The following is a 26,412-nucleotide window of genomic DNA, read 5'->3' on the forward strand; positions in this document are numbered from 1 at the left end:
CCGCGGCTACCCTTCCTTCACACCCCACCCCTGGTAGAGCACCGCGGCCGACCAGGTCGGCACGATTCGCGGCGCGCGACGCGCGCCGGCCTCACCTCGATTCAACCCCGGCACGGCCCGCCTGAGCAGCCACCACGCCAGGCCCGACAGCTGCGGACGTACGCCACGGACGTGAAGTCGTACCCCGTGCCGGGCGCAGACGGCGGTCAACTCCCGCGCGTCGACGAAGAGCCGCGGGTCGTGGATCCCGCGCGGTACGGTCGGCAGCCGCTCGGCCAGCCGTACCGCCACCAGCCGGCTGAGCGCGGTGGCGTTGAGCGTGTCCAGCACCAGCGTTCCGCCCGGGCGCAGCACCCGGCACGCCTCCCGTACCGCCGCCGGCCAGTCCGGTACGTGTTCGAGGATCTCGCCCGCGGAGACCACCTCGGCGCAGCCGTCGGCCAGCGGTACGGCCGTGACGTCGCCGTTGACCGGACTGACCCCGTGCCCGGCCGCCTGGGCCAGGGCCGAGCGGACCAGATCGACCCCGACGTGCCGGTACCCCTTGCCCGCCAGGTGTGGGGCGAGCAGGCCGGCCCCGCAGCCCAGGTCCACCAGGATCGCGTCCGGATCGGACGCCGGCGGGATCAGCCGGGCGCGGGCCTCGGCGATCCAGTGCAGCATCGCGAACGCGCCGTCGGGCCGCCACCACTCGGCGGCGAGATCGTCGTACTGAAGTGGATCATTAGGTGGCCGGATGTGGAGCCGGGCCGCTCCCGCCCCCTCTTTCCGCATGGGGTCGAGCGTGACACGAGTCACGGACAACGGCCAGACTGGCGGTATGTCGCAAATGGTGTTAGGGCTGGTCCGGGCGAGTCACCCCGAGCCCGCGCTCGCCGTCACCGCCGTCTCGGCCCTGCTCGCCTGGGGCATCGGGCATCGGCCCGCCGGGGTCGCCGCGGTGGCCGGCACGGTGCTGGCCAGCCAGCTCGCCATCGGCTGGGTCAACGACCGGCTCGACGCCGACCGCGACGCCGCGGTGGGGCGTACCGACAAGCCCGTCGCCAGCGGCCTGCTCAGCCGCCGCACCGTCGGCGTGGCCGGGTTCTGCGCCGCCGCCGCCACGCCGGTGCTCGGGCTGACCCTCGGCCCGACGGCGGCGCTGCTGGCGACCGTCGCGCTGGTCTCCGCGCTGCTCTACAACTGGCCGCTGAAGTTCACCCCGGCCTCCGTGCTGCCGTACGCGGTCTCGTTCGGGGCGCTGCCGGCCTTCGTGGTCCTCGCGCTGCCCGACCACTCGCCCCCGCCCGCCTGGCTGGTCCTGGCCGGCGCGCTGCTCGGCGCCGGCGCGCACTTCGCCAACGTGCTGCCGGACCTGGCCGACGACGCCTCCACCGGGGTACGCGGGCTGCCGCACCGGCTCGGACCCGCCGGTTCCCGGCTGGCGGCGGCCGGCCTGCTGCTCGCGGCGACCGCCGTGCTGGTCCTCGGGCCGCCCGGACGGCCGTCGTGGGCCGGCCTGACCGCGGCCGGGGCCGCCGCCGTGGTCCTGCCGCTCGGCTGGTACGCGGGGCGCGCGACCGCCGGCCGGGGCGGCCGCCCGGTGGCCGCGTTCCGGGCGGTGATGGTGGTGGCCCTGATCGACGTGGTGCTGCTGGTGGCGAGCGGCCGGGTGATCTGAGCGCCGTGCAGCGGTGAGCCGGGGCCCGGCGCGGCGACCGTCCTCCGGTCCGCCGCCGGTGATCACCCGGCCCGGGCGACATTTGTGGGTCGCCGTACGCCGGCTGATCGCCCCCAACTACCCTGGAGCCCGGCCTGCGTGGGCTTCGCGAACGCGAGGGGCGATCCGAGTTCGCGAGCGCCCCCGCAGTCGCCGAGCGACAACTCATGGCCGCCGCACCAGGTGCCGCTGGGCGGGATCGCAACGAGGAGGACCGACGTGACGCGCTCGATCAGGGGATCCCGGCGGGCCACGGTGCTGCTGGCCGGCGCCGCCGCCGTGAGCACCCTGCTGGTGTCCGGGTGCGGGGCGGGCCAGATCGCCGAGACCGCCGGCATCACGCCGGCCATCAACGGGATCGACGTCCAGACGGCGGACAACGCCTTCAAGATCCGGAACCTCACGGTCAGCTACCCGGGCACGAAGGGCTACGCGGCCGGTGCGAACGCGCCGCTGGAGATGGTGATCTACAACGACTCGGGCAAGCCGGTCACCGTCACCGTCACCACCGACAGCGGCCGCTCCGTGGTGCTCACGGGCGCCGGCGCCGCCGCCTCGGCCAGCGCCAGCCCGGCGGCGAGCGGTTCGGCGGCCCCCAGCGGCTCCGCCAGCCCCAGCGGATCGGCCTCGCCGAGCGGCTCGGTCAGCCCCAGCGGCTCGGCCAGCCCCAACGGCTCGGCCAGCCCCAACGGCTCCGCCTCGCCGAGCGACGCCGCCTCGCCGAGCGCCTCGCCCACCCCGGCGGAGGTACCGGCCCGGCTGGAGATCCCGACCAGCGGCTTCGTCGTGCTCACCCCGACCTCCGGCCGCCAGTTGCAGATCAACGGTCTGCGCTCCGCGCTGCGGCCCGGCGAGTCCGTCAACCTGGTCTTCGACTTCGGCGGCACCCAGCTCAGCACGGCCGCCATGGTCACCGTCCCGCTGACCCCGGCCCCGGTGGCCACCCCGGTCGTCGGTGGCGAGGGCCACGAGGGCTGAGCGGAGACGCGACCCGACCCGAAGCGCCGTCGGCGTGGCTACGGCTACGCCGACGGCGCTTTCGTCGTAGGGGTTGGCTAGCGTTGCCCGGGTGACCTCCCGACCGGTACCTCGCGGCGCCGCCAACCGCAGCCGCGCCGCCGCCCGCGAGCCCCGTCCCGCCTACGAGTGCGACGCCTGCGGCTACCAGCCGCCCAAGTGGGTCGGCCGGTGCCCCGAGTGCGGCGAGTGGGGCTCCGTCGTCGAGTCGACCGTCACCGGTCCGGTGGTCTCGGGCCGGGTGGTCAGCTCCCGGATGCCGGGTGAGCCGGCCCGCCCCATCGCCACCATCAGCGCCGCTCCGGCCAAGGCCCGCCCCACCGGCGTACCCGAGCTGGACCGGGTCCTCGGCGGCGGTCTGGTGCCCGGCGCGGTGGTCCTGCTCGCCGGCGAGCCCGGGGTGGGCAAGTCGACCCTCCTGCTCGACGTGGCGCAGCAGTGGGCGGCCGGCGCGGGCAGCCCGTCCCTGGTGATCAGCGGCGAGGAGTCGGTCAGCCAGGTACGGCTCCGCGCCGAGCGGATGGGCACCCTGCACGAGCAGCTCTACCTCGCCGCCGAGAGCGACCTGGCGGCCGTACTCGGCCATCTCGACGCGGTCAAGCCGGGCCTGCTGGTGCTCGACTCCGTGCAGACCATCTCGACCGCCAACAGCGAGGGGGTGCCGGGCGGCGTCACCCAGGTCCGGGCCGTCACCGCCGCGCTGGTGTCGGTCGCCAAGGAACGCGGCATCGCGACGGTCCTGGTCGGGCACGTGACCAAGGACGGCCAGGTCGCCGGCCCTCGGGTGCTGGAGCACCTGGTCGACGTCGTACTGCACTTCGAGGGGGACAAGCACTCGTCGCTGCGGATGGTGCGCGGCGTGAAGAACCGCTTCGGGGCCGCGGACGAGGTCGGCTGCTTCGAGATGCACGAGGGCGGCATCAGCAGCCTCGCCGACCCGTCCGGGCTCTTCCTGACCCGCTACTCCGAGGCGGTCCCCGGCACCTGCGTGACCGTGGCGATGGAGGGGCGCCGGGCACTGGTCACCGAGGTGCAGGCGCTGATCGGCGCCACGGTGGCCGGCTCTCCCCGCCGTACCGTCTCCGGCCTCGACGGCGCCCGGCTCGCGATGGTGCTCGCGGTGCTGCAACGCCGTACCGAGCGGCTCACCCTGCAGGACCGGGAGGTCTTCGCCGCCACGGTGGGCGGGATCCGGGTGGTCGAGCCCGCCGCCGACCTCGCCGTGGCCCTCGCCGTCGCCTCGGGCGGGCTCAACCTGGCCATCTCGCCCCGGCTGGTGGCGATCGGCGAGGTGGGGCTGACCGGCGAGGTGCGCCGGGTCGGCGCGGTGCCCCGCCGGCTGGCCGAGGCGGCCCGGCTGGGCTTCCGGACCGCCCTGGTACCGGTCGGCTGCGGCCCGGACTCGACCGGGGTGACGCCGGAGAACATGCGGGTGATGGAGGTCACCGATGTACGCTCGGCTCTGCAGTGCGCCGCGCGGGCGTCGGCCGAGTGACCGCGCGGCGACCAGGGGTGACACCGCCGGACCGGCGAGCCGGGCCAGGCACTGCCCACCCGGAGGGCTCGTCGAGGAGCTGCCGCCGGGAAACCGGCGCCGCCCCGGCGGAGAAAGCGGGCACAGTGGCACATCACAGTAACCACGGCAGCACCCAACGCATGCCGGTCCGTAGACTGTTCGGGTGCCGATCGACCGCGATGCCAACAAAACCGCTGGCGCGAGCGCCCCTGCCCCTCGCGGCGGGGTGGGCTCACCGGCGCGACCCATCGCCGTGGGCGTGACGATGAGTGGTCCCGGTGCCACCGGCGATCCGCTCCGGGCGAACCTCGCGTTGATGGCACCGGGCACGGCGCTGCGCGACGGGCTCGAACGCATCCTGCGGGGTCGTACCGGCGCGCTGATCGTGCTCGGTTACGACAAGGTGGTCGAGACGCTCTGTACCGGCGGCTTCCCGCTCGACGTCGAGTTCTCCGCCACCCGGGTGCGGGAACTGTGCAAGATGGACGGGGCCGTGGTGCTCTCCAGCGACGGTACGCGGATCGTCCGGGCCGCCGTACACCTGATGCCGGACCCGTCGATCCCGACGGAGGAGTCCGGCACCCGCCACCGCACCGCCGAGCGGGTGGCCCGGCAGACCGGCTATCCGGTCATCTCGGTCAGCCAGTCGATGCGGATCATCAGCCTGTACGTGAACGGCCAGCGGCACGTCCTCGACGACTCGGCCGCCATCCTCTCCCGCGCCAACCAGGCGCTCGCCACCCTGGAGCGGTACAAGCTGCGGCTGGACGAGGTCTCCGGCACGCTCTCCGCGCTCGAGATCGAGGACCTCGTCACCGTACGGGACGCCGTGGCCGTGGTGCAGCGGCTGGAGATGGTCCGGCGGATCGCCGACGAGATCGCCGGCTACGTGGTGGAGCTCGGCACCGACGGCCGCCTGCTCGCGTTGCAGCTCGACGAGCTGATGGCCGGCGTGGACGCGGACCGCACCCTGGTGATCCGCGACTACCTGCCGACCGGACGCAAGGCCCGCACCCTCGACGAGGCGCTGGTCGAACTCGACCTGCTCAGCGCGACGGACCTCATCGACCTGGTCGCCGTGGCCAAGGCGATCGGCTACCCCGGTGCCTCGGACGCGCTCGACGCCGCGGTGAGCCCGCGTGGCTTCCGCCTGCTGGCCAAGGTGCCGCGCCTCCCGGCCGCCGTGGTCGACCGGCTGGTCGGGCACTTCGGCAGCCTCCAGCGGCTGCTCGGGGCGACGGTCGAGGACCTGCAGGCGGTCGAGGGGGTGGGCGACGCCCGGGCGCGGGGCGTACGCGAGGGCCTGTCCCGGCTCGCCGAGGCGTCCATCCTGGAGCGGTACGTCTGACTTCGGCGCTGGGGCTCGGCCTCGGTGGGGAATGGCGCCGACCAGGCCCGACGAGTCCCGTCAGGCTTGGTGTCCTCGCCGGGCACGGTCGGCCCCATCAACCGCACTTGCGTTCGCCGCGCGGAAAGAGGCCGGCCCGTCACGCGACGGGAACATCGGCTCAGCCGGTGATCTTCAAGGTCACCGGGTCGCTGCGCTTGGTGCCGAGGCGCCCGAAGAGCTGGTAGTCACCCGGGCCCGGCGGGTCCCCGGCGGCGAGGCCGCCGGCGCACTTGCTGGCGTCCCTGCCGTTCCAGGTCACCGTGTACTCGTGCTCCACGTTCGGCGTGAGCGACTTGACCTCGTGGCCTCGGGCGGTGCCGCAGGTGTCGGAGGACCAGACGACGGTCGCGCCGAGCCGCAGGTAGATCTCCTGGAGGTCGGCGCCCAGGTCCCGGCTGCAGGTACGCTCGGAGACGTTCTTGATCTTGAGGTGCAGGTCGACCGCAGTGCCGCTCCTGACCGAGGTCCGGGCGGGCACCGGGACCACGGAGACCTCCGCGTCCGTGCAGGAACCGTCCGGCGGGGGCGCGACCGACGGCACCGTCCCGCCGGCGCTCGGCGTCGCCGCCGTCGAGGCGTCGTTCCCGGGCTGGTTCACCTCCGGCGGCGGGGGCGACTCCGTCTCCGGTGTCAGGACCGCCGTGGGCTTGGACCCCACCGAGGAACTGGCTGACGGGTCCCCCTTCGGGGACGCGCCGGAGTTGGGATCGCCGCAGGAGTAGAGGACGACCAGCAGGAAGAGGAGTCCTGCCCCGAGCACAACGGCCCGGCGCCGCCAATAGACGGCGGGTGGCAGGGGGCCAACCGTCAGACGCATGATGCCCTCACCGTATCGGCACGGACCACATTGACTCCGGCGACGCGCCGAGCACCGCCGGCACTCCCACCCACCGCGCGCCGGCCCGGGCGAAACGGGTCGGGCCGGGCGCCACCGGCGCTCCCGGCGGCGGGTCGCGTGGATCGCGGCCCGGACGTACGCCGGGGGGCGCGGCCGTCACCGGTAGACCTTGCGTTGGTAGATCGCGTGCGCACCGGCGACCCGGTCCAGGAAGAGCAGCCCGGCGCAGTGGTCGATCTCGTGCTGCACCGCGCGCGCCTCGAAACCGTCCGTGCTGAGCCGCACCGGCGCTCCCGTACCGGGCAGTACCGCCTCCACCACCAGCCGCCCGGCGCGCTTGACGTCGCCCGTGAGGTGCGGCACCGACATGCACCCCTCCCGCCCCGGGCGCCACCGGCTCGCCTCGACGACCCGCGCGTTGCAGAGCACGAAGGTGCCGTGCACGGTCAGCGCCTTCGGATGGCCCGTGACGTCGACCGCGAACACCCGCGCGCCGACCCCGACCTGCGGCGCCGCCAGCCCGACACAGCCGGGCGAGACGCGCATGGTGGCGACCAGGTCGGCGGCGAGCCGTACCGTCTCGGCGGCGGTCGGGTCCACCTCGGCGCCGGCGCGGGAGAGCACCGGATGCGGGGCCTCGACGACCGGACGTACCTGCCCCGGCTTCCCCAGCACCTCCAGCGACCAGTCCCCCAGGTCGGGGTGCTCGCCGGTCACAGTAGGTCCGACTCGGCGGGGCGCAGTGTCACCTCGACGTCGAGGCCGGCGGCGACCTCCGCGAGCCGTCCCGCGAGAGCGTCGGCGGCGCCCGGCGGCAGGTCGACCTCGGCGACCACCACGTAGAGCGGACCGGTGAGGCGGGTCGTCAGGTCGGTCACGTTGCCGCCGGCCTCCGCGACGACCCGGGTCACCGCGGCGACGATGCCGAGCCGGTCGGCGCCGTGGACGGCGAGCAGGTACGGCTCCCCGGCCGGCGCCGACTCCGCCTCCCCGTCGATCCGCCGTACGGTCGCCAGCAGTTGGCCGTCCGCGGTGAGCGGCTCCAGCACCGCCTCGGCCTCGGCGGCGGACGGGCCGGTACAGACCAGCGTCATGGCGAAGTGACCACGCAGCCGCGTCATCGTCGAGTCGGTCAGGTTGGCGCCGACGCGCGCGAGCACCTCCGCGACATCCGCCACGATGCCGGGCCGGTCCGGTCCGATGACGGTGATCGCGAGTTCGTTCATCCACGCAGTTTGCCCGACGCGGCGGCGATGCGGGGGGCCACCGGCGGCACGGTCCACGCTGCGGGAAACGCCGGTCCGGGCCCGGCGATGTGCCGGCGCGGCGCCCGGCATGACATCATCGGCGGCGCCATGCCCGAGAAGACGACGCTCGCCGCCGACGCCATCCGGTGGTACGACGAGAACGCCCGCGACCTGCCGTGGCGCGAGCCCGGCGTCGGCGCCTGGGCGATCCTGGTCAGCGAGATCATGCTCCAGCAGACGCCCGTGGTGCGGGTGCTGCCCGCCTGGCGGTCGTGGATGACGCGCTGGCCCACGCCGGCGGCGCTGGCCGCGGACACCCCCGCCGAGGCGATCCGGATGTGGGGCCGGTTGGGCTACCCGCGCCGGGCGCTACGGCTGCGGGAGTGCGCCGTCGCGCTGGTGGAGCGGCACGGCGGCGCGGTGCCGGACCGGCTCGAACAGTTGCTCGCCCTGCCGGGGGTGGGCGACTACACGGCCCGGGCCGTCGCCGCCTTCGCCTTCGGCCAACGGCACCCGGTGGTGGACACGAACGTACGGCGGCTGGTGGCGCGGGCGGTCGAGGGCGAGGCCGACGCCGGCCCGGCGACCCGCCCCTCGGACCTGGTCGCCACCGAGCGGCTGCTGCCCGAGCGGCCCGCCGAGGCGGCCCGGGCCAGCGCCGCGTTCATGGAGCTCGGGGCGCTGATCTGCACGGCCCGCACCCCGCGCTGTGCCGACTGCCCGCTGGCGTACCGCTGCGCCTGGCGCGCCTCCGGCCGGCCGGCGCCGGTCGGGCCGACCCGGCGCCCGCAGCGCTACGCCGGCACCGATCGGCAGGTACGGGGTCTGCTGCTCGCGGTGCTGCGCGAGGCGTCCGGCCCGGTGCCGCGCGAACGGCTGGACCTGGTCTGGTCGGATGCCGCCCAGCGGGCCCGGGCGCTGGCGGGGCTCGTCGAGGACGGCCTGGTGGAGCTGGTCGGGGAGAGCTGCGTGCTGGCCGGCGACGCCGCGTCCGTGGACCCGGTGGATCTCTCCGGCGGGGACGGGGTTGCCGTCGGGATGGGGCCGGTCGGGCCCGGCGAGCCCCGTCCGGCCTGACGCCGTTGCCCGGCCCGGCGCTCTCGCCTGGCGTGGTGCGAAAACGCCTGGCTCTGGCGTGAAAAACGGCTTCGGGCCGGTGGCTCTGCTCGCCACCGGCCCGAAGCCGTTGTTGGTTCTCGCTCTGGTCCCGCTCGCTCGTTACTCGTCCGCGCCCGCGGCGGCCGTGCCGCCCAGGTCGGCCGGTACCGCGTCCGGAACCTCCACCGGCTTGTCCGCGCCGCGGAACACCAGCTTGGACTTGTCGATGTCGTCGGGGTCGCCCTCGCAGTCGACGACGACGATCTGCCCCGGCGTGAGCTCGTTGAACAGGATCCGCTCGGAGAGGCTGTCCTCGATGTCGCGCTGGATGGTCCGGCGCAGCGGCCGGGCACCCAGCACCGGGTCGAAGCCCTTCTTCGCCAGGTACTTCTTGGCGTTGTCGGTCAGCTCCAGGCCCATGTCGCGGTTACGCAGCTGCGTCTCGATCCGCTGGATCATGATGTCCACGATCGAGAGGATCTCGGTCTGGTTGAGCTGGTGGAACACGATCGTGTCGTCGATCCGGTTGAGGAACTCCGGCCGGAAGTGCTGCTTCAGCTCGTCGTTGACCTTCTGCTTCATCCGCTCGTAGTTGGACTCCTGGTCCTCGGAGGCCTGGAAGCCCAGCGACACCGCCTTGGCCACGTCGCGCGTGCCCAGGTTGGTGGTCAGGATGATGACCGTGTTCTTGAAGTCCACGATCCGGCCCTGACCGTCGGTGAGCCGACCGTCCTCCAGGATCTGGAGCAGCGTGTTGAACACGTCCGGGTGGGCCTTCTCGATCTCGTCGAAGAGCACCACCGAGAACGGCCGACGCCGCACCTTCTCCGTGAGCTGACCACCCTCGTCGTAGCCGACGTAGCCGGGAGGGGCACCCACCAGCCGCGACACGGTGTACCGGTCGTGGAACTCGGACATGTCGAGCTGGATCAGCGCGTCCTCGCTGCCGAAGAGGAACTCGGCGAGGGCCTTGGAGAGCTCGGTCTTACCGACACCCGACGGACCGGCGAAGATGAACGAACCGGAGGGCCGCTTCGGGTCCTTCAGTCCGGCCCGGGTACGCCGGATCGCCTTCGAGACCGCCTTGACCGCGTCCTCCTGGCCGACGACCCGCTTGTGCAGCTCGTCCTCCATGCGCAGCAGCCGGGAGGTCTCCTCCTCGGTGAGCTTGTAGACCGGGATACCGGTCCAGTTCGCCAGCACCTCGGCGATTTCCTCGTCGTCGACCTCGGACACGACGTCCAGGTCGCCGGCCTTCCACTCCTTCTCCCGCTGCGCCTTCTGGCCGAGCAGCTGCTTCTCCTTGTCCCGCAGCTGGGCGGCGCGCTCGAAGTCCTGCGCGTCGATCGCGGACTCCTTGTCGCGGCGGACCTGGGCGATCCGCTCGTCGAAGTCGCGCAGGTCTGGCGGCGCGGTCATCCGGCGGATCCGCATCCGGGCACCGGCCTCGTCGATCAGGTCGATCGCCTTGTCCGGCAGGAACCGGTCGGAGATGTACCGGTCGGCCAGCGTCGCCGCCGCCACCAGCGCGGCGTCGGTGATGCTCACCCGGTGGTGCGCCTCGTACCGGTCGCGCAGGCCCTTGAGGATCTCGATGGTGTGCGCCAGCGACGGCTCACCCACCTGGATCGGCTGGAAGCGCCGTTCGAGAGCCGCGTCCTTCTCGACGTACTTCCGGTACTCCTCGAGGGTGGTCGCGCCGATGGTCTGCAGCTCGCCGCGGGCCAGCATCGGCTTCAGGATGCTCGCCGCGTCGATCGCGCCCTCGGCCGCACCCGCACCCACCAGGGTGTGGATCTCGTCGATGAAGAGGATGATGTCGCCGCGGGTACGGATCTCCTTGAGCACCTTCTTGAGGCGCTCCTCGAAGTCACCGCGGTACCGCGAGCCGGCGACCAGCGCACCGAGGTCGAGGGTGTAGAGCTGCTTGTCCTTCAGCGTCTCGGGCACCTCGCCCTTGATGATCTTCTGGGACAGCCCCTCCACCACGGCCGTCTTGCCGACGCCGGGCTCCCCGATCAGTACCGGGTTGTTCTTGGTACGGCGGGAGAGCACCTGCATCACCCGCTCGATCTCCTTCTCGCGCCCGATCACCGGGTCGAGCTTGCCCTCCCGGGCGGCCTGGGTGAGGTTGCGCCCGAACTGGTCCAGCACCAGGCTGGTCGACGGGGCGGCCTCGCCGGTGGCGGTACCGGCCGCGGCCGGCTCCTTGCCCTGGTAGCCGGAGAGAAGCTGGATGACCTGCTGACGGACCCGGTTGAGGTCGGCGCCGAGCTTGACCAGCACCTGGGCGGCGACGCCCTCACCCTCACGGATCAGCCCGAGCAGGATGTGCTCCGTACCGATGTAGTTGTGGCCGAGCTGCAGCGCCTCACGCAGCGACAGCTCCAGCACCTTCTTGGCCCGCGGCGTGAACGGGATGTGCCCGCTCGGCGCCTGCTGCCCCTGCCCGATGATCTCCTCGACCTGCTGGCGGACGCCTTCCAGGGAGATACCGAGGCTCTCCAGCGCCTTGGCCGCCACGCCCTCACCCTCGTGGATGAGGCCCAGCAGGATGTGCTCCGTACCGATGTAGTTGTGGTTGAGCATCCGGGCCTCTTCCTGGGCCAGGACGACAACCCGTCGCGCTCGGTCGGTGAACCGCTCGAACATGCCCTCGTGCTCCTCACGTGCCGTGCGCCAGTGGTCTTGGCGGGGCCAGCGCCCGGACGTCCAAGACGGACGTCCGTGCTCTCTTACTCTATCGCCGCGACCCCGCTCGTCCGACGCCCTGCGCGCCGGATCGGGCCTGCCGCGGGATGTATTAGCCAACCCTGCACGCTCAGCGGCTGTTCCTCACCCCCGAGCGCTACGCGCAGAGCGAAATTCAACCGGCGGTGCGACGACCGCCGGACCCGCCGTGGTGGTCCACAGGCTGTGGACAAAGGCGTCCACTGGTTGTGGATAACGCCCGGCCTCCCCGGATCGTTCCCACCGACGCACAGAGATCTCCCTCCGCGCTCGCGCCGACACGCCACGTGACGGCCGCCACATCCCGTCCGACAGACTCACCCGCTAGGCCTCACCCCGGGCATCCCATTTCGCCGGATCTGCCCCAAGACGCGCGGTTCGGCCGCCGGGTTCGCCACCCGATCGCCCGCGCGGGCGTACGGCGCGGGACCACCGACGGGTTGGGGGCCGGATCGCCCGCGACGGGATCAAGCCTGACCGCCCAGAGCGGGTGATCCGGCCCCCAACCCCCAAGAGCCACCACCCCCAAGAGCGACCGCCCGGAAAGCCCCCGAAAACGCCGACGCCGGGCTCGAAGCACCTTCGTGCCTCGGCCCGGCGCTCATCGCGCGGTCGCCAGCGACTCAGCGGCCGGCCTTCGCGTGGTACTCGTCGACGATCTCCTGCGGGATGCGGCCACGGTCCGAGATCTCCTTGCCTTCCTTCTTGGCCCAGGCCCGGATCGCCTTGTTCTGCTCCCGGTCGGCGGTGGCGCCACCGCGGCCACGAGCCGCCCGGCCACCGACCACCACGCCGCCCCGGCCGACCTTCGAACCAGCCGCGACGTATGGGGCGAATAGCTCCCGCAATTTGCCGGCGTTCTTCTTCGAGAGGTCGATCTCGTACTGAACCCCGTCGAGCGAGAACTTGACGGTCTCCTCCGCGTCTCCGCCGTCCAGGTCATCGACCAGCTTGTGAATGATCTGCTTGGCCACGTGCCACGTTCCTTTCGAGCAGGTTCTCCCGCAAACAAGAGAACAATAGCGCTCAAGCTGCTTGTTGCGTCAATAGGACTCGGAAACTACGCAACAACAACCGGGCGACTACTCCGCGCGGACCAACGGGAAGAGGATCGTTTCCCGAATTCCGAGCCCCGTGAGGGCCATCAGGAGCCGGTCGATTCCCATTCCCATGCCGCCGGTGGGCGGCATTCCGTACTCCATGGCGCGGAGAAAGTCCTCGTCGAGCCGCATTGCCTCGTCATCGCCCCGGGCCGCGAGCTGCGCCTGCGCGACCAACCGCTGCCGCTGCACCACCGGGTCGACCAGCTCCGAGTACCCCGTCGCCAGCTCGAATCCGAAGACGTAGAGGTCCCATTTCTCGGTGAGGCCGGGCCGCTCCCGGTGCCCCCGGACGAGCGGGCTCGTCTCCTCCGGGTAGTCCCGCACGAAGGTCGGCTGGCGCAGGCCGGGCACGACGAGTTCCTCGAACAGTTCCTCGGCGAGCTTGCCCGGGCCCCACTTGGGATCCACCGCCAAGCCGACCTTCTCGGCGTACTGGACGAGTTGGGCGCGGTCGGTCTCGACCGTCACCTCCTCGCCGAGCGCCTCCGAAAGCACTCCGTACAGCGTGACCGAGCGCCACTCGCCACCGAGATCGAACTCCGTCCCGTCGGCATGCGCCACCGTGTGCGACCCGCCGATCGCAACCGCCGCGGCCTGCACCAACTCGCGGGTCAGCGTGGCCATCGTGTCGTAGTCGCCATAGGTCTCGTACACCTCGAGCATCGCGAACTCAGGCGAGTGCGAGGAGTCGATGCCCTCATTCCGGAAGTTGCGGTTGATCTCGAAGACCCGGTCGATGCCGCCGACCACCGCCCGCTTGAGATAAAGCTCCGGGGCGATTCGCAGGTACAGATCGGTATCCAGGGCATTGCTGTGCGTCACGAATGGCCGGGCGGCGGCGCCGCCGTGCAGCAACTGCAGCATCGGCGTTTCGACTTCGACGAAACCCCGCCCGTGCAGCGAATCCCGCAGGCTGCGTACGGTCGTCGCGCGGGTGCGTACCATCTGGCGCGCCTGCGGGCGGACGACCAGGTCGACGTAGCGCTGCCGGACCCGGGCCTCCTCGCTGAGCGGCTTGTGCGCCACCGGAAGCGGCCGGAGCGCCTTCGCGGTGAGCGCCCAACTGTCGGCCAGCACCGAGAGCTCGCCCCGCCGGCTGGTGATCACCTCGCCGGTGATGCCGACGTGGTCGCCCAGGTCGACCTGGCGCTTCCACTGCTCCAGCCGCTCCGCGCCGACCCGGTCCAGCGAGATCATCGCCTGCAGCTCGGTGCCGTCCCCGTCCCGCAGCGTCGCGAAACAGAGCTTCCCGGTGTTGCGTACGAAGATCACTCGCCCGGTCACCGACGCGGTGTCCCCCGTGGCGGTATCGGTCGGCAGGTCGGCGTAGCGGGCGCGGATCTCGGCCAACGTCGCGGTACGGGGATATCCGACCGGATACGGCTCGACGCCGTCGGCGAGCATGCGGTCCCGCTTCTCCCGGCGGATCCGCATCTGCTCGGGAAGATCATCAACGGCCTCGGCGGGGAGGGGGGACTGCTCAGTCACGGCGTGCTTCCTCAGCTAAGAAATCCGGCGGGTTCGGCCCCGAGCGTACTCAAGTGCTTTGGCGCCGGTTAGCGGATAACCACCCCAGAGACGCGATCAGGTCTGGATACGCTCGCCCCATGACTGATCATGAAACGGGGAGCCGGACCGACCAAGCGCTCTCCTTCGGCGCCGCCGCCGCCCGGTACGACCGGTTCCGTCCACCCTATCCGCGTACGGCCGCCAGCTGGATCGCGGCGGCCCCGCCGCCGGCCCGCGTGGTGGACCTCGGTGCGGGCACCGGGATCCTGACCCGCACCCTGATCGGGCTCGGCTACGACGTGGTGCCGGTGGAGCCGGACGAGGCGATGCGGGCACGGCTGGCCGCGGCGACCCTCGGCGCCACCCCGCTGGCCGGCTCGGCCGAGTCGATCCCGCTGCGGGACGGCGAGGCGGACGCCGTCGTCGCCGGTACCGCGTACCACTGGTTCGACCGGGACCGGGCCCACGCCGAAGCGGCCCGGGTGCTCCGACCGGGCGGCGCCTTCGCGGCCATCTGGAACATCCGCGACAACACGGTCGACTGGGTCGCCGAGCTCACCCGCATCGCCGACCGCTGGCGGCGGGACGACCGTGGCCGGGACGCCGTGATCGAGACGTTCGACTCGTTCGGGCCGGACTTCGTCGACTTCGAGCGGGCCGAGTTCCGGCACGAGGTCCTGCACACCCCGGAGAGCCTGGTCACGATGATGACCACGCGCTCGTACTACCTGACGGCGAGCCCGCAGGAGCAGGCGACGATCGAACGCGAGCTGCGCGCCCTCACCAGCGAACACCCGCAGTTGGCCGGCCGGGAGAGCTTCGAGCTGCCGTACCGGGCCCTCGCCTACCGCGCCCGCCGCCGCTGACGGGTCAGACGTTGCGCTCGTAGACCATCCGGAGCCCGATCAAGGTGATCATCGGCTCGTGGTGGGTGATGGTGCGGCACTCGCCGATCACCAACGGCGCCAGGCCGCCCGTGGCGATCACCGCCTCCACCTGCCCCAGCTCCTCGGTCATCCGCTCGACGATCCGGTCGACCTGCCCGGCGAAGCCGAAGTACATGCCGGACTGCAGGCACTCCACCGTGTTCTTGCCGATCACGGAGCGGGGGCGGGTGGGCTCCACCTTCCGCAGCTGCGCGGCGCGCGCCGCCAGCGCGTCGAAGGAGATCTCGATGCCCGGGGCGAACGCCCCGCCGAGGAACTCGCCCCGGCCACTGATCACGTCGAAGTTGGTGGTGGTGCCGAAGTCGACCACGATCGACGGCCCGCCGTAGAGCGTGTACGCGGCCAGCGTGTTCACCACCCGGTCGGAGCCGACCTCCTTGGGGTTGTCGATGGCGAGCTGCACGCCGGTCTTCACCCCGGGCTCCACGATCACGCTCGGGATGTCCCGGTAGTAGCGGCCCAGCATGCTGCGCAGCGTGCGCAGCGCCGCCGGCACGGTCGAGCAGGCGGCGACGCCGGTGATCTCGACCGCGTCACCGGCGAGCAGCCCGCGGAACATCAGGCCCAGCTCGTCGGCGGTGGAGCGGGCGTCGGTCTTGATCCGCCAGGAGTGGACCAGCTTCTCGCCCTCGAAGGTCGCCAGCACGGTGTTGGTGTTACCGATGTCGATGCAGAGCAACATGCGTCAGTCCCGGGGGCCGAGGTGTTTACCTGGACCCTATCGGCCGCTCACCGGCGCCCGGAGATCCAGTGCGATGTCCAAGATAGGCGACGAGTGGGTCAGCGCCCCGACGGAGAGATAGTCGACCCCGGTCGCCGCGTAGTCGGCCGCCACGTCGAGCGTGAGCCCGCCGGTCGCCTCCAGCTCCGCCCGGTCGCCCACCGCGGCGACCACCTCGGCGAGCAGCCGCACGCTCATGTTGTCGCAGAGCAGGAAGTCCGCCCCGGCCTCCACCGCCTCGACCGCCTCCGCCAGCGTGGTCACCTCGACCTGGATCGGGACCCGCGGGAAGGCGTCCCGCACGCGCCGGTACGCCGGGGCGATCCCGCCGGCCGCCAGCTTGTGGTTGTCCTTGATCATCGCGACGTCGTAGAGGCCGAACCGCTTGTTGGTGCCGCCGCCGGCGCGTACCGCGTACTTCTCCAGGATCCGCAGGCCCGGCGTGGTCTTCCGGGTGTCCAGCACGGTGGCCTTCGTGCCGGCCAGCGCGTCGGCCCAGGCGCGGGTGTGCGTCGCCACCCCGGACATCCGGCTGAGCAGGTTCAGCGCGGTCCGTTCGGCGGAGAGCAGCGCCCGGGTCGGGCCGGTCGCGACGGCCAGCACGTCGTCGCGGACCACGCGGTCGCCGTCCGCGACCCGCGCGGTCAGCTCCACCGTACCGGCGGAGGCCAGCTCGAAGACCGCCGCCGCCACCGCCAGACCGGCCACCACGCCCTCCGCCCGGGCGACCACCTCGGCCGTGTCGACCTGCCCCGCCGGGATCGTCGCCACGCTGGTGACGTCGAGCCGTTCGGGCCCCAGGTCCTCCGCCAGCGCGTTCTCCACGATCCCCGCGACCGCCCGCGGGTCCAGCCCGGCGGCCCGCAACGCCGCCTCGGTCGACTCCCTCACGACAACGCCTCCCACGTCTGCCCGACCGTGCCACCCGACCCGATCGACTCCACAAGATGCCCCAACCACTGCGGTCGCGCCACCGGGAAGTCCTCCCGCCAGTGGCAACCACGCGTCTCCTCCCGGGCGTACGCCGCCGCGACCAGCGCGGAGGCGACCGTCACCAGGTTCGTCGCCTCCCAGGTGGCGGTGCGCGGCGCACCCCGGGTCGCGCCGAGCCGCGCCAGCTCGCCCACCGTCGCCCGCAGCGAGTCGGCCGAGCGGAGCACCCCGGAACCGCGCGTCATCGCCCGCTGCAACCCGGTACGCACCGTCTCGTCCACCACCCAGCCCGCGCCACCCAGCCAGGCCCCGGTCGGCGCCGGGTCCGCCTGCGGCGGCAGGTCCCGGGTGATGTCCTCGGCGATCCGGCGGGCGAAGACCAGCCCTTCCAGCAGCGAGTTGCTGGCCAGCCGGTTCGCGCCGTGCACGCCGGTGCAGGCGACCTCGCCGCAGGCGTACAGCCCGGGGATCGAGGTCCGGCCGTGCAGGTCGGTACGGACACCGCCGGAGGCGTAGTGCGCGGCCGGCGCCACCGGGATCAGGTCGGTCGCGGGGTCCACCCCGACCGCCAGGCAGGAGGCCACGATGGTCGGGAAGCGCCGCAGCAGGAACTCCCCGCCCAGGTGCCGCGCGTCCAGGTAGACGTGGTCCGTCCCCTCGGCGAGCAGTACCCGGTGGATGCCCTTGGCGACCACGTCGCGCGGGGCCAGCTCGGCCAGTTCGTGCTGCCCCACCATGAAACGCTTGCCGTCGGAGTCGACCAGGTGCGCGCCCTCCCCACGCAACGCCTCGGAGACCAGCGGCAGCTGGGCAACCCGCGCGGACCCGTTCCCCGCGACCGGGTCCGCGCCGGTCCCGGCGCCGCCGGCCGGGGGCGCCATCAGCGCGGTGGGGTGGAACTGGACGAACTCCACGTCCGTGACGTCGGCCCCGGCCCGCAGCGCGAGGGCGACCCCGTCGCCGGTCGAGACGACCGGGTTGGTGGTGGACGAGAAGATCTGGCCCATCCCGCCCGTGGCCAGTACGACCGCGCGGCCCAGGATCGCGCCCACCCCGTCCTCGCTGCCCTCGCCGAGCACGTGCAGCGTGATGCCGCACGCGCGGGCCGGTTCGCCGGGCAGCGCCGGCGCGCGCAGCAGGTCGAGCACCAGCGCGTGCTCGACCAGCCGGATCCACGGGTCGCGGCCGACGGCGGCGTGCAGGGCGCGCTGGACCTCCGCCCCGGTGGCGTCCCCGCCGGCGTGCACGATCCGGTCGGCCCGGTGGCCGCCCTCCCTGGTCAGCATGAGTGAGCCGTCCGGGTTGCGGTCGAACTCGGCCCCGGTACGCATCAGCTCGCGCAGCCGGGTCGGTCCCTCCTCCACCAGCACCCGTACCGCGGCCGGATCGCAGAGCCCGACCCCGGCGATCTCGGTGTCCGAGGCGTGCGCGGCCGGCGTGTCGAGCGGGTCGAGGACCGCCGCGATCCCGCCCTGGGCCCAGCGGGTGGAGCCGTCGTCGATGTTGACCTTGGTGACGACGGTGACGTGCAGTCCCGCCTCTCGCAGGTGCAGGGCGGCGGTCAGGCCGGCGATGCCGGACCCCACCACGATCACGTCCGTGGTCTCCACCCAGCCCGGGGCCGGCGCGGCCAGCAGGGCGGGTAACGCCGGTAGTTCAAGAGGTGGAAGTTCCATCCAACCAGTCAACCGCGCCGGGCGGCTCCCCCGCCGGCCGGGGCCGCAGAAAGTGCGCCAGCCCGCTCTCCTCGACGGCAAGGTCGACCGGCGGGACGACCGACCAGCGGCACGGCCCTCTTCTCGGCGGCCCCCCTTCTCGCCGGACGGTCGACCGGCGGGACGGGCTCCGTCACGTGGGCGGCCGCCTCACCCCGTCTTGATGGGTAGGGCGGCCGGCCCGGCCCCCTTCAGCGACGCGGTCAGCGAGCGGTCGCTGAGCCACAGGTAACAGCGCACCCCGCGGTCGCCCGTACGCCACTGGTTGGGGGCCGCCGGCAGCGCCATGATGCCCGTGCGGTAGCGCAGGTTGCCGTCGTCCGGCACGCCCACGTACCGGGCGACCTGCTGCCAGCAGCCGGCGTAGAAGGGCACCCAGTCGCGGTCCGTCACGGGATAGGCGATGTCGGGGGCGGTCCAGACGCCGGTGAACTCGGCGTTGTGCGGCCGGGCGCAGTCGCTGGCCGGCATCGACTCGATCGTCTCGGCCCGGGTCAGCTTCGCGGCGTAGCAGCCCAGGTGCAGCGGCGAGGCCGACCGCAGGGCCCCGGCCAGGCTCGCCTCCCGGTTGACCGGGTCGCCGTTGTTCTCGACGTTGGCGACCTCGGACAGGTCGCAGCGGAACCAGCGCGCCCCGCCGTGCCACGCCTCCGCGGGCGGCACCGCCACCCCCAACCAGAGCCGGGCGGTGCGCCACGGGCCGCCGACGTACTCGCTCGCCCTGCCGTCGCACTCGGCGAAGGCGCCGCGCAGCTGCGCCGACCCCGGCTCCGGCGGCTCCGTGCGCTCGGCGTCGAGCCCGGTGAAGGTACCGACGTGCACGGTCTCCAGCCGGTGGCTGGTCGTGCACTCGACCGGGCTGAAGGAGGAGAGGTAGGGGATGGCGACGAAGCCCCCGGCGTGGCAGACGCCGGCCGGAGGTACGAATATCCGCGGCGCGCCCAGCGCGGCCCACCCGTCGGTCAGCTCGCCGTCCACTCCGGCCGGTAGGCCGCAGCCGCTGAGCAGCACACCCGTCACGCCGGCCAGTAGCAGGGTCCACCAACGACGCATCGCGTACCTCCCCAGGGCACCCGCGCTCGGGTATGACACCTAGGGTAACCGGGCAAGCACGCAGAATACAGAGTCGCGTGCCCGGGCCGGTACGGCCGACGGAAGCCGGCCCGGGGCCGGGGAACGCCACCCGGGATCGGGCGATGCCTGCCCCGGGATCGGGCGATGCCGCCGTTATCCCGCGACGGCCAGGTCCCCACGGACCGGGTCGCCCGCCATGCCGGGTACCACACCGGCCGGGTCGGCACCCAGCTCGATGATCCGGTTCGCGGCGTCCACGTGCACCACCCGCGGCTGGTACGACCGGGCGGTCGCGTCGTCCAACTGCGCGTACGAGATGAGGATGACCAGGTCGCCCGGGTGCACGAGGTGGGCGGCGGCGCCGTTGATGCCGATCACGCCGCTGCCGCGCTCGCCCCGGATCACATAGGTCTCCAGCCGGGCCCCGTTGGTCACGTCCACGATGGCCACCTGCTCGCCGGGGAGCAGGTCGGCGGCGTCCATCAGGTCCTCGTCCACGGTGACCGAACCGACGTAGTGCAGGTCCGCCTGGGTCACCGTGGCACGGTGGATCTTGGATTTGAGCATGGTGCGAAGCATTCGAATTCCCTCCCCGAAGTCAGCGGCACCGGCGTCGACCGTGGCTACGCCGGTCAAAGATCCGCCTCAGGCCAGCCGAACCGCGGCATTGTCGATCAAACGGGTGTTACCGACCCAGGCCGCCACCAGCAGCCGCGCCGGCCCCGGCCCCCGGAACGGCGCCGGGTCCGTCACCGGACCCGAGCCCGGGCCCAGGTCGGAGCCCGGCTCGGGCTCCGGGCCCAGGTCGGGGTCGGCGAGCACCAGGTAGTCCAGCCGTACGCCGGGCGCGTTCTCCGGGAACGCCGCTCGCGCCTCCGCCAGCACCTCGTCGGGTCCCCGCCCCGCCTCGGCGGCCGCCGCGCCCGCCCGCAGCGCCGCGGACAGGCCCAGCGCCGCCCGACGCTCGGAGTCCGAGAGGTACCGGTTGCGACTGGAGAGGGCCAGCCCGTCCGGCTCGCGTACCGTCGGCACCCCGACGATCTCCACCGGCACGTCCAGGTCCCGCACCATCCGCCGGATGAGGGTGAGCTGTTGGTAGTCCTTCTCCCCGAAGTACGCCCGGTCGGGGCGGACGAGGTGGAGCAGCTTCAACACCACCGTCAGTACGCCGTGGAAGAAGCCCGGGCGGCTCGCCCCCTCGAACCGCTCGCCGAGCGGGCCGGGATTGACCCGTACCGCCGGCTCGCCCCCGGGATAGACCTCCTCGCGCGCGGGCGCGAACACCAGGTCGACCCCGGCCCGCCGGCAGACCTCCAGGTCCGCCTCGAAGGTGCGCGGGTAGCGGTCGAAGTCCTCGTTCGGCCCGAACTGCAGCGGGTTGACGAAGATCGTCGCGATCACGTGCGCGGCGCCGGCCCGGGCCGCCCGCAGCAGCGACTCGTGGCCCGAGTGCAACGCGCCCATGGTCATCACGACGGCCACCGTGCCGGTCAGCGCCGACCGGGCCGCAGCGAGCTCCTCCCGGGTACGCACCACCCGCGGCGCGACCGAGCCGTTCTCCATCGCCGTACCGGCCCCGGCCGGGGCGTCGGTGCCGCTCATGCCACCCGCTCCTGGTCCCGCGCGGCGTCGTGGCGCCGGGCCTCCCAGTTCCGCCGGGAACCGTCCCGCCGACCGGGTTCCCGGTCGTCCCGCTCGGCGAGCACCCCGAGCAGCGACGCGGCGTCGAGCGGGCGCAACCGTCCGGCGGCCAGCGCCCGGTCGGCGGTGCGCCGGGCCAGCGCGAGGTAGACCGGTACCGACTCCGGCGCGGCGGCGGCGAGCCGTTCCAGGTGGCGCGCCACGGTGCCCGCGTCGCCGCGCGAGACCGGGCCGGTCAGCGCCGCGTCGCCGAGCTGGAGGGTGTTCTCCAGGGCGGCCCGCAGCAGCGGTCCGAGCACCCGCTCGGGCTCCGCCACGCCCGCGTCGCGCAGCCGGTCCAGCGCCTCGTTCACGAGCGTGACCAGGTGGTTCGCCCCGTGCGCCAGCGCCGCGTGGTAGAGCGGCCGGTCCGGCTCGGCGATCCACTCGGGCACCCCGCCGAGGTCCGCCACCAGCCGCGCGGCGAGCGGGCGCAGCGCCGCCGGGGCGGTGACGCCGTACGAGATGCCGGCCAGCCGGGCCAGGTCGTCGGCGGTGCCCGTGAAGGTCATCGCGGGGTGCACCGCCAGCGGCAGGGCGCCCACGGCGGCGGCCGGCGCGAGCGCGGCCAGGCCGTGCGCGCCGGAGGTATGCATGATCACTTGACCGGGTCGCAGGGCCCGGGTCTCGGCGAGCCCGGTGACCACCGGCACGAGCGCGTCGTCCGGTACGGCGACGAGCAGCAGATCGGTCGCCGTGCGGGCCACGGCGTCGCCCGGAAGATTGACCGCGCCGGGCAACAGCCGCCCGATCCGGGAGCGGGCGGCGGTGGAGACGCCCGAGGCCGCGACCACCCGGTGGCCGGCGGCGGCCAGCGCGGCACCGAGGACGGCGCCCACCCGGCCGGCACCCAGCACGCCCACGACCAGGCGGCGGGACGGAATGACGGGGCCGGCGGCGGCCGGCGGGACGGGCCCGACGGCCCGGTCCGGGGCGGCCGAGGGCCCGCGCGTCGATGCGCTCATATCGTGATCCAGTCCTCGAAAAGTGGGTACCGGTCGATGGCAAGTATGCGCCGTTGTTACGGATCGGCGACAAGCCTGTGTGAAAACCTTCACCGCCCCACGGCCTCCACTAGCTGCCCCGCGAGCTGCCCCCCTGAGACTCCGCCGAGCCGCCCCGGCCGTAGGGTCGGCGGGGTGACGAGCCGTGAACGGTCGAGCGGGTGAGCGCCGCGGCCCGGCCCTGGCGGGCCGCGATGGCCGAGGCGCTCTACGGCCCCGGCGGGTTCTTCGTCTCCGGCGCCGGACCGGCCGCGCACTTCCGTACCAGCGCGCACGCCTCACCCGTCTTCGGCGCGGCGGTGCTGCGCCTGCTCGACCTCCTCGACGCGGCGCTCGGCCGGCCCGACCCGCTGGACGTCGTCGACGTCGGGGCCGGCCGCGCGGAACTGCTCGGCACCCTGGCCCGCCTCGCCCCGCCCGGACTGGCCCGCCGACTGCGGCTCACCGCGGTCGAACTCGCGCCCCGACCGGACCCGCCGCCGCCGGACGTGCGGTGGCGGGACACGCTGCCGAGCGGGGTGACCGGCCTGCTGGTCGCCACGGAATGGCTGGACAACGTACCGCTCGACGTCGCCGAGGTCGGCCCGGCGGGCTGGCACCGGGTCCTGGTCGACCCGGCGACCGGTACCGAGTCGACGGGCGGGGTGCTCGGGCCGGCCGAGGCCGACTGGCTGGCGCGGTGGTGGCCGGCGGTGCCGGGCGGGCGCGCCGAGATCGGGCTGAGCCGCGACGCCGCCTGGGCCGAGGCGGTGGCCGCCGTCGACCGGGGGCTGGCCCTCGCCGTCGACTACGGCCACCTGACCGCCGAGCGTCCGCCGGAAGGCACGCTGACCGGGTACCTCGCCGGGCGCCAGGTGCCGCCGCTGCCCGACGGGTCGCGCGACGTCACCGCGCACGTCGCGGTCGACTCCGCCGCCGCGGCCGGGTCCGCCGCCGCGGGGCTGCCGTACACGCTGCTCCGGCAGCGGGACGCGCTGCGCGCGCTCGGGGTGGACGGGCGACGCCCGCCGCTGGCGCTGGCCGGTACCGACCCCGCCGGCTACGTACGCGCGCTCGCCACCGCCTCGGCCGCCGCCGAGCTGACCGAACCCGCCGGGCTCGGCGGCCACTGGTGGATCCTGCAACCGGTCGGCGTCGATCCCGCCCCGCTCATGGCACGATGGCGGGCATGACCACCGAAGCCGGTGACCTCCGCGAGCTGACCGTCGGTACCGGCGCGGGCCTCGACACGGCCGACATGGTCCTGAACATCGGCCCGCAGCATCCCTCCACGCACGGCGTGCTCCGGCTCAAGCTGGTCCTCGACGGCGAGCGGGTGATCAGCTGCGAGCCGGTCGTCGGCTACATGCACCGGGGCGCCGAGAAGCTCTTCGAGGTGCGCGACTACCGCCAGATCATCGTCCTGGCCAACCGGCACGACTGGCTCTCCGCCTTCGCCAACGAACTCGGCGTCGTGCTCGCCGTCGAGCGGCTGATGGGCATCGAGGTACCGGAGCGGGCGGTCTGGCTGCGTACCGCGCTGGCCGAGCTGAACCGGGTGCTCAACCACCTGATGTTCCTCGGCTCGTACCCGCTGGAGATCGGCGCGATCACGCCGGTCTTCTACGCGTTCCGGGAGCGCGAGACGCTGCAGGCGGTGCTGGAGGAGGTCTCCGGCGGGCGGATCCACTACATGTTCAACCGGGTCGGCGGGCTCAAGGAGGAGGTGCCCGCCGGTTGGACCCGCCGGGCCCGGGAGGCGATCGGCGAGGTACGGCGGCGCCTGCCCGACCTGGACAACCTGATCCGGCGCAACGAGATCTTCCTGGCCCGCACCGTCGGCGTCGGGGTGCTCTCCGCCGCGGAGGCCGCCGCCTTCGGCGCCTCCGGCCCGGTGGCCCGCGCCTCCGGGCTCGACCTCGACCTGCGCCGCGACGAGCCGTACCTGGCCTACGGCGCGCTGGACGTGCCGGTGGTCACCCGTACCGCCGGCGACTGCCACTCCCGCTTCGAGGTGCTGCTCGACCAGGTGTACGTCTCGCTCGACCTGGCGGAGCGCTGCCTCGACGAGGTGGACCGGATCACCGGCCCGGTCAACGTACGGCTGCCGAAGGTGGTCAAGGCCCCGGAGGGGCACACCTACGCCTGGACCGAGAACCCGCTCGGCATCAACGGCTACTACCTGGTCTCCCGGGGCGAGAAGACGCCCTGGCGGATGAAGCTGCGGACCGCCTCGTACGCCAACGTGCAGGCGCTCAGCACGCTGCTCCCCGGCTGTCTGGTACCGGACCTGATCGCCATCCTGGGCTCGATGTTCTTCGTCGTCGGCGACATCGACAAGTAGCCGCCGGTCCCGGGACGGGTCAGCGCCAGCGCTCGTCGGAGTACTCGTACCCGGCCCGGCGGGCTCCCGCGCGCGGGACGTCACCGGCGGGCGGGTGGCCGTACTCGCCGTCGTCCGCCCGGCGCCGTCGGCCCGGCTCGCCGTGCTCGGGACGCCACGGCGCCGGAGGTTCGAGCCCGCCGGGCGGCAACGCCGGCACGCCCCGCCGGCCCTCCCCGCCCCGGTCGGCGTGCCACTCCGGGGGGCCACCCGGCCGGTCACCGCCGCCGGACCACTCGCCCTCCAGCGGGTACCCGCCGCCGCGCCGGGCGTCGCCGGGGTCGTACTCGTCGGGATCCGGCCCGGCCCGGCGCGCGCCGCCCCGCCGCGGCTCCTCGCGCCACGGCTCCGCCTGGCGCATCTCGGCCCACCGGTCCTCCATCCGCAGCTCCGTACCGGAGGAGTCGGTGTGCAACGAGGCACGCCGCTCGCCCATCCGGACCTCCTGCCCCCGGTCGTCGCTGCGTACCGACGCCCAGCGGTCGCCGGCCCGCAGGCCGGACCAGTACTCCGCGTCGGCGTCGTCGTCCGCCTCGTCGCGCCGGGACCGCCGGCCCGCGCCGCCACGCGGCTCCGCCTGCCGCCGGCCGCCGCGCTCGTCGTCGCGCGGACCGTCGCCGCGCCAGCCGCCCCGGTCCTCGCCCCGGTCGTCGTCGCGCGGTTCGGCCTGCCGGCGGCGACCGCCCCGGCCCTCCCGCTCGTCGTCGCGCGGGCCCTCGCCCCACCGGCCGGCGCGGCCCTCGTCCCGCGGCGGCTCCGCGCGCCGGCCCCGCGGCGGCTCGTCCGACCACTCCGGCTCCGGCTCGTGCCCGGCCCCGGCGCCGTACACGTTCCCGCCGCCGTAGACATTCCCGCCGCCGTAGACGTTTCCGCTGTAGGTGCCCGCGCCGTAGCCGGCCGCCGCGTCGGGGTCGGCCCCGTGCGGGCCGACGATCGTCGAGCGGGTGGTGACCTGGACGGTCTCGGTGTGCCGTACCACGCCGCCGGCCAGGTGCGGCCGGGGCGGCGCCTCGCCACCGCCCGGTACGCCGGCCCGGCCGCCGCGCGGGCCCCCGCCGTACTGCTGCGCCGGCCCGTACGGGGGTGGCGGGTCGTACTGTCCGGCGCCGGCCGGGTGCTGGTGGCCGCCGCGGGCGCCGTACTCGCCCGCCACGCCGTACTCCCCCGGACCCGGCTGGGCGTGACCGCGCGGTACGCCCGGACCGGCCTCGGCCTGGGCGTATCCGCCCCGCCCGTGCGGGGGCTGGCCGTATCGGGGCTGGTCGTAACCGGCCGGATCGTCGTCATCGTGGTCGGCGTCGTACCCGACGGGTTCGGCCCCGCGCGGGCCGGACCGGTGGGCCGCGCCCCGTGCCGGCTCGCCCCGCACGGCCTCGCCGCGGGCGCTCTCGCCGCGCGCGCTCTCGCCGCGCGCGTCCTCGGCGCGCGCCGGGGCCGGGCCGCTCGTCGCAATCGCGTCCACCTGGCCACGGAGCGCCTGGACGTCGTTCTGGAGGGTCTGCAGCTTCTCGCCGAACGCCTGGTGGGTGGCGCGGGCCGCGGCGGCGATGTCGTTGCGGACGTTCTCGCGGAGACCGTCGATCTCCTCGTAGAGCGTCTCCTCGATTTCGCTACGGACCGTGTCCGCGTTTCCGCGCAAAGTTATCGAGAGGCCGATCAGTACGACGGCCAGTACCGCCAGTACCGCGGCGATCCGCAACGGGCCGTTGCCGCTCCCCACCAACAGCAGCAACGCCGCCAGCGGCGCGAGTCCGACCCCGGCCCAGAACAACACGGTCAACAGCGGATTCCGCCGTGGCTGCTCGGCGCTGTCCGGGTCCGGCATGGCA

22 protein-coding genes and 1 pseudogene are annotated in these 26,412 nt (G+C 73.7%); 8 read left to right on the forward strand and 15 right to left on the reverse strand.

The features are described from left to right. Positions 1–6: 6 nt before the first annotated feature. Entirely contained in the window at positions 7–774 is a 768-nt protein-coding gene (locus tag AB0J86_RS11475; RefSeq protein WP_363855982.1) for a methyltransferase domain-containing protein, read from the reverse strand. 46 nt (positions 775–820) lie between these two features. Between AB0J86_RS11475 and AB0J86_RS11480 the strand changes: the two genes are divergently transcribed. The 4 genes from AB0J86_RS11480 to disA all read left to right on the forward strand — a co-directional run bounded on the left by AB0J86_RS11480 (position 821) and on the right by disA (position 5,580). Next, positions 821–1,660, forward strand: a complete 840-nt coding sequence (locus tag AB0J86_RS11480; RefSeq protein WP_363855984.1) for a UbiA family prenyltransferase — start codon at positions 821–823, stop codon at positions 1,658–1,660. Between the two features lie 258 nt (positions 1,661–1,918). Further along, a complete protein-coding gene (locus AB0J86_RS11485) occupies positions 1,919–2,677 on the forward strand; it encodes a hypothetical protein (protein WP_363855986.1) in 759 nt (252 codons plus the stop codon). Between the two features lie 91 nt (positions 2,678–2,768). Beyond that, entirely contained in the window at positions 2,769–4,211 is a 1,443-nt protein-coding gene (gene radA / locus AB0J86_RS11490; protein WP_363855988.1) for a DNA repair protein RadA, read from the forward strand. A gap of 184 nt (positions 4,212–4,395) precedes the next feature. Next, entirely contained in the window at positions 4,396–5,580 is a 1,185-nt protein-coding gene (disA, locus tag AB0J86_RS11495) for a DNA integrity scanning diadenylate cyclase DisA (RefSeq protein WP_363855990.1), read from the forward strand. Positions 5,581–5,740: 160 nt separating this feature from the next. Here disA and AB0J86_RS11500 read toward each other — a convergent pair whose 3' ends face one another. From AB0J86_RS11500 to AB0J86_RS11510, 3 genes are all read right to left on the reverse strand, one after another. Next, positions 5,741–6,439, reverse strand: coding sequence for a hypothetical protein (locus AB0J86_RS11500; protein WP_363855992.1), 699 nt, complete (start codon positions 6,437–6,439; stop codon positions 5,741–5,743). Positions 6,440–6,616: 177 nt separating this feature from the next. Next, a complete protein-coding gene (locus AB0J86_RS11505; protein ID WP_363855994.1) occupies positions 6,617–7,177 on the reverse strand; it encodes a peptide deformylase in 561 nt (186 codons plus the stop codon). Continuing rightward, entirely contained in the window at positions 7,174–7,686 is a 513-nt protein-coding gene (locus AB0J86_RS11510; RefSeq protein ID WP_363855996.1) for an ACT domain-containing protein, read from the reverse strand. The genes AB0J86_RS11505 and AB0J86_RS11510 overlap by 4 nt, the downstream gene beginning before the upstream one ends. A 129-nt stretch (positions 7,687–7,815) precedes the next feature. On the opposite strand from AB0J86_RS11510, the gene AB0J86_RS11515 reads away from it, so the two are divergent. Further along, on the forward strand, positions 7,816–8,784 hold the full coding sequence (locus AB0J86_RS11515) for an A/G-specific adenine glycosylase (protein WP_363855998.1): 969 nt from the start codon (positions 7,816–7,818) through the stop codon (positions 8,782–8,784). A gap of 141 nt (positions 8,785–8,925) precedes the next feature. Here the strand turns inward: AB0J86_RS11515 and AB0J86_RS11520 are convergent, their stop codons facing one another. The 3 genes from AB0J86_RS11520 to lysS all read right to left on the reverse strand — a co-directional run bounded on the left by AB0J86_RS11520 (position 8,926) and on the right by lysS (position 14,126). Then, on the reverse strand, positions 8,926–11,457 hold the full coding sequence (locus AB0J86_RS11520; RefSeq protein ID WP_363856000.1) for an ATP-dependent Clp protease ATP-binding subunit: 2,532 nt from the start codon (positions 11,455–11,457) through the stop codon (positions 8,926–8,928). 701 nt (positions 11,458–12,158) lie between these two features. Next, positions 12,159–12,509, reverse strand: coding sequence for an Lsr2 family protein (locus AB0J86_RS11525; RefSeq protein ID WP_363856002.1), 351 nt, complete (start codon positions 12,507–12,509; stop codon positions 12,159–12,161). 108 nt (positions 12,510–12,617) lie between these two features. Continuing rightward, positions 12,618–14,126 carry a lysine--tRNA ligase gene (gene lysS / locus AB0J86_RS11530; protein ID WP_363856004.1) on the reverse strand — a complete coding sequence of 503 codons (1,509 nt, stop codon included), beginning with the start codon at positions 14,124–14,126 and terminating at the stop codon, positions 12,618–12,620. 119 nt (positions 14,127–14,245) lie between these two features. Here lysS and AB0J86_RS11535 point away from each other — a divergent pair, with 119 nt between their 5' ends. Then, positions 14,246–15,013 carry a class I SAM-dependent methyltransferase gene (locus tag AB0J86_RS11535; RefSeq protein ID WP_363856006.1) on the forward strand — a complete coding sequence of 256 codons (768 nt, stop codon included), beginning with the start codon at positions 14,246–14,248 and terminating at the stop codon, positions 15,011–15,013. A gap of 4 nt (positions 15,014–15,017) precedes the next feature. Here the strand turns inward: AB0J86_RS11535 and AB0J86_RS11540 are convergent, their stop codons facing one another. From AB0J86_RS11540 to AB0J86_RS11570, 7 genes and pseudogenes are all read right to left on the reverse strand, one after another. After that, the gene (locus AB0J86_RS11540; RefSeq protein WP_363856008.1) at positions 15,018–15,776 is read right to left on the reverse strand and encodes a type III pantothenate kinase; all 759 of its coding nucleotides are present in this window, start codon (positions 15,774–15,776) and stop codon (positions 15,018–15,020) included. 36 nt (positions 15,777–15,812) lie between these two features. After that, positions 15,813–16,706, reverse strand: coding sequence for a carboxylating nicotinate-nucleotide diphosphorylase (gene nadC / locus AB0J86_RS11545; protein WP_363856010.1), 894 nt, complete (start codon positions 16,704–16,706; stop codon positions 15,813–15,815). Beyond that, entirely contained in the window at positions 16,703–18,424 is a 1,722-nt protein-coding gene (locus AB0J86_RS11550) for an L-aspartate oxidase (protein WP_363856012.1), read from the reverse strand. Before AB0J86_RS11550 ends, nadC begins: the two co-directional genes overlap by 4 nt. 189 nt (positions 18,425–18,613) lie before the next feature. After that, the gene (locus AB0J86_RS11555) at positions 18,614–19,516 is read right to left on the reverse strand and encodes a septum formation family protein (RefSeq protein ID WP_363856013.1); all 903 of its coding nucleotides are present in this window, start codon (positions 19,514–19,516) and stop codon (positions 18,614–18,616) included. Positions 19,517–19,690: 174 nt separating this feature from the next. After that, positions 19,691–20,116, reverse strand: coding sequence for an aspartate 1-decarboxylase (panD, locus tag AB0J86_RS11560; RefSeq protein ID WP_363856015.1), 426 nt, complete (start codon positions 20,114–20,116; stop codon positions 19,691–19,693). A gap of 66 nt (positions 20,117–20,182) precedes the next feature. Beyond that, positions 20,183–21,100: a pantoate--beta-alanine ligase gene (gene panC, locus AB0J86_RS11565; protein ID WP_363856159.1), complete on the reverse strand. Its 918-nt coding sequence runs from the start codon at positions 21,098–21,100 to the stop codon at positions 20,183–20,185. A 128-nt stretch (positions 21,101–21,228) separates the two neighbouring features. Beyond that, a pseudogene (locus AB0J86_RS11570) lies at positions 21,229–22,182 on the reverse strand (Rossmann-like and DUF2520 domain-containing protein); the annotation flags it as partial. 233 nt (positions 22,183–22,415) lie between these two features. Here AB0J86_RS11570 and AB0J86_RS11575 point away from each other — a divergent pair. After that, complete coding sequence (locus tag AB0J86_RS11575) at positions 22,416–23,393, forward strand: SAM-dependent methyltransferase (protein WP_363856161.1); 978 nt, start codon at positions 22,416–22,418, stop codon at positions 23,391–23,393. After that, complete coding sequence (locus tag AB0J86_RS11580) at positions 23,381–24,544, forward strand: NADH-quinone oxidoreductase subunit D (protein WP_363856017.1); 1,164 nt, start codon at positions 23,381–23,383, stop codon at positions 24,542–24,544. The genes AB0J86_RS11575 and AB0J86_RS11580 overlap by 13 nt, the downstream gene beginning before the upstream one ends. Positions 24,545–24,563: 19 nt before the next feature. Here the strand turns inward: AB0J86_RS11580 and AB0J86_RS11585 are convergent, their stop codons facing one another. After that, entirely contained in the window at positions 24,564–26,408 is a 1,845-nt protein-coding gene (locus tag AB0J86_RS11585; RefSeq protein WP_363856019.1) for a hypothetical protein, read from the reverse strand. Between the last annotated feature and the right edge of the window lie 4 nt (positions 26,409–26,412).

Origin of the sequence: Micromonospora sp. NPDC049559 (assembly GCF_040676675.1) — a bacterium.
GTDB lineage: Bacteria > Actinomycetota > Actinomycetes > Mycobacteriales > Micromonosporaceae > JBFAPK01.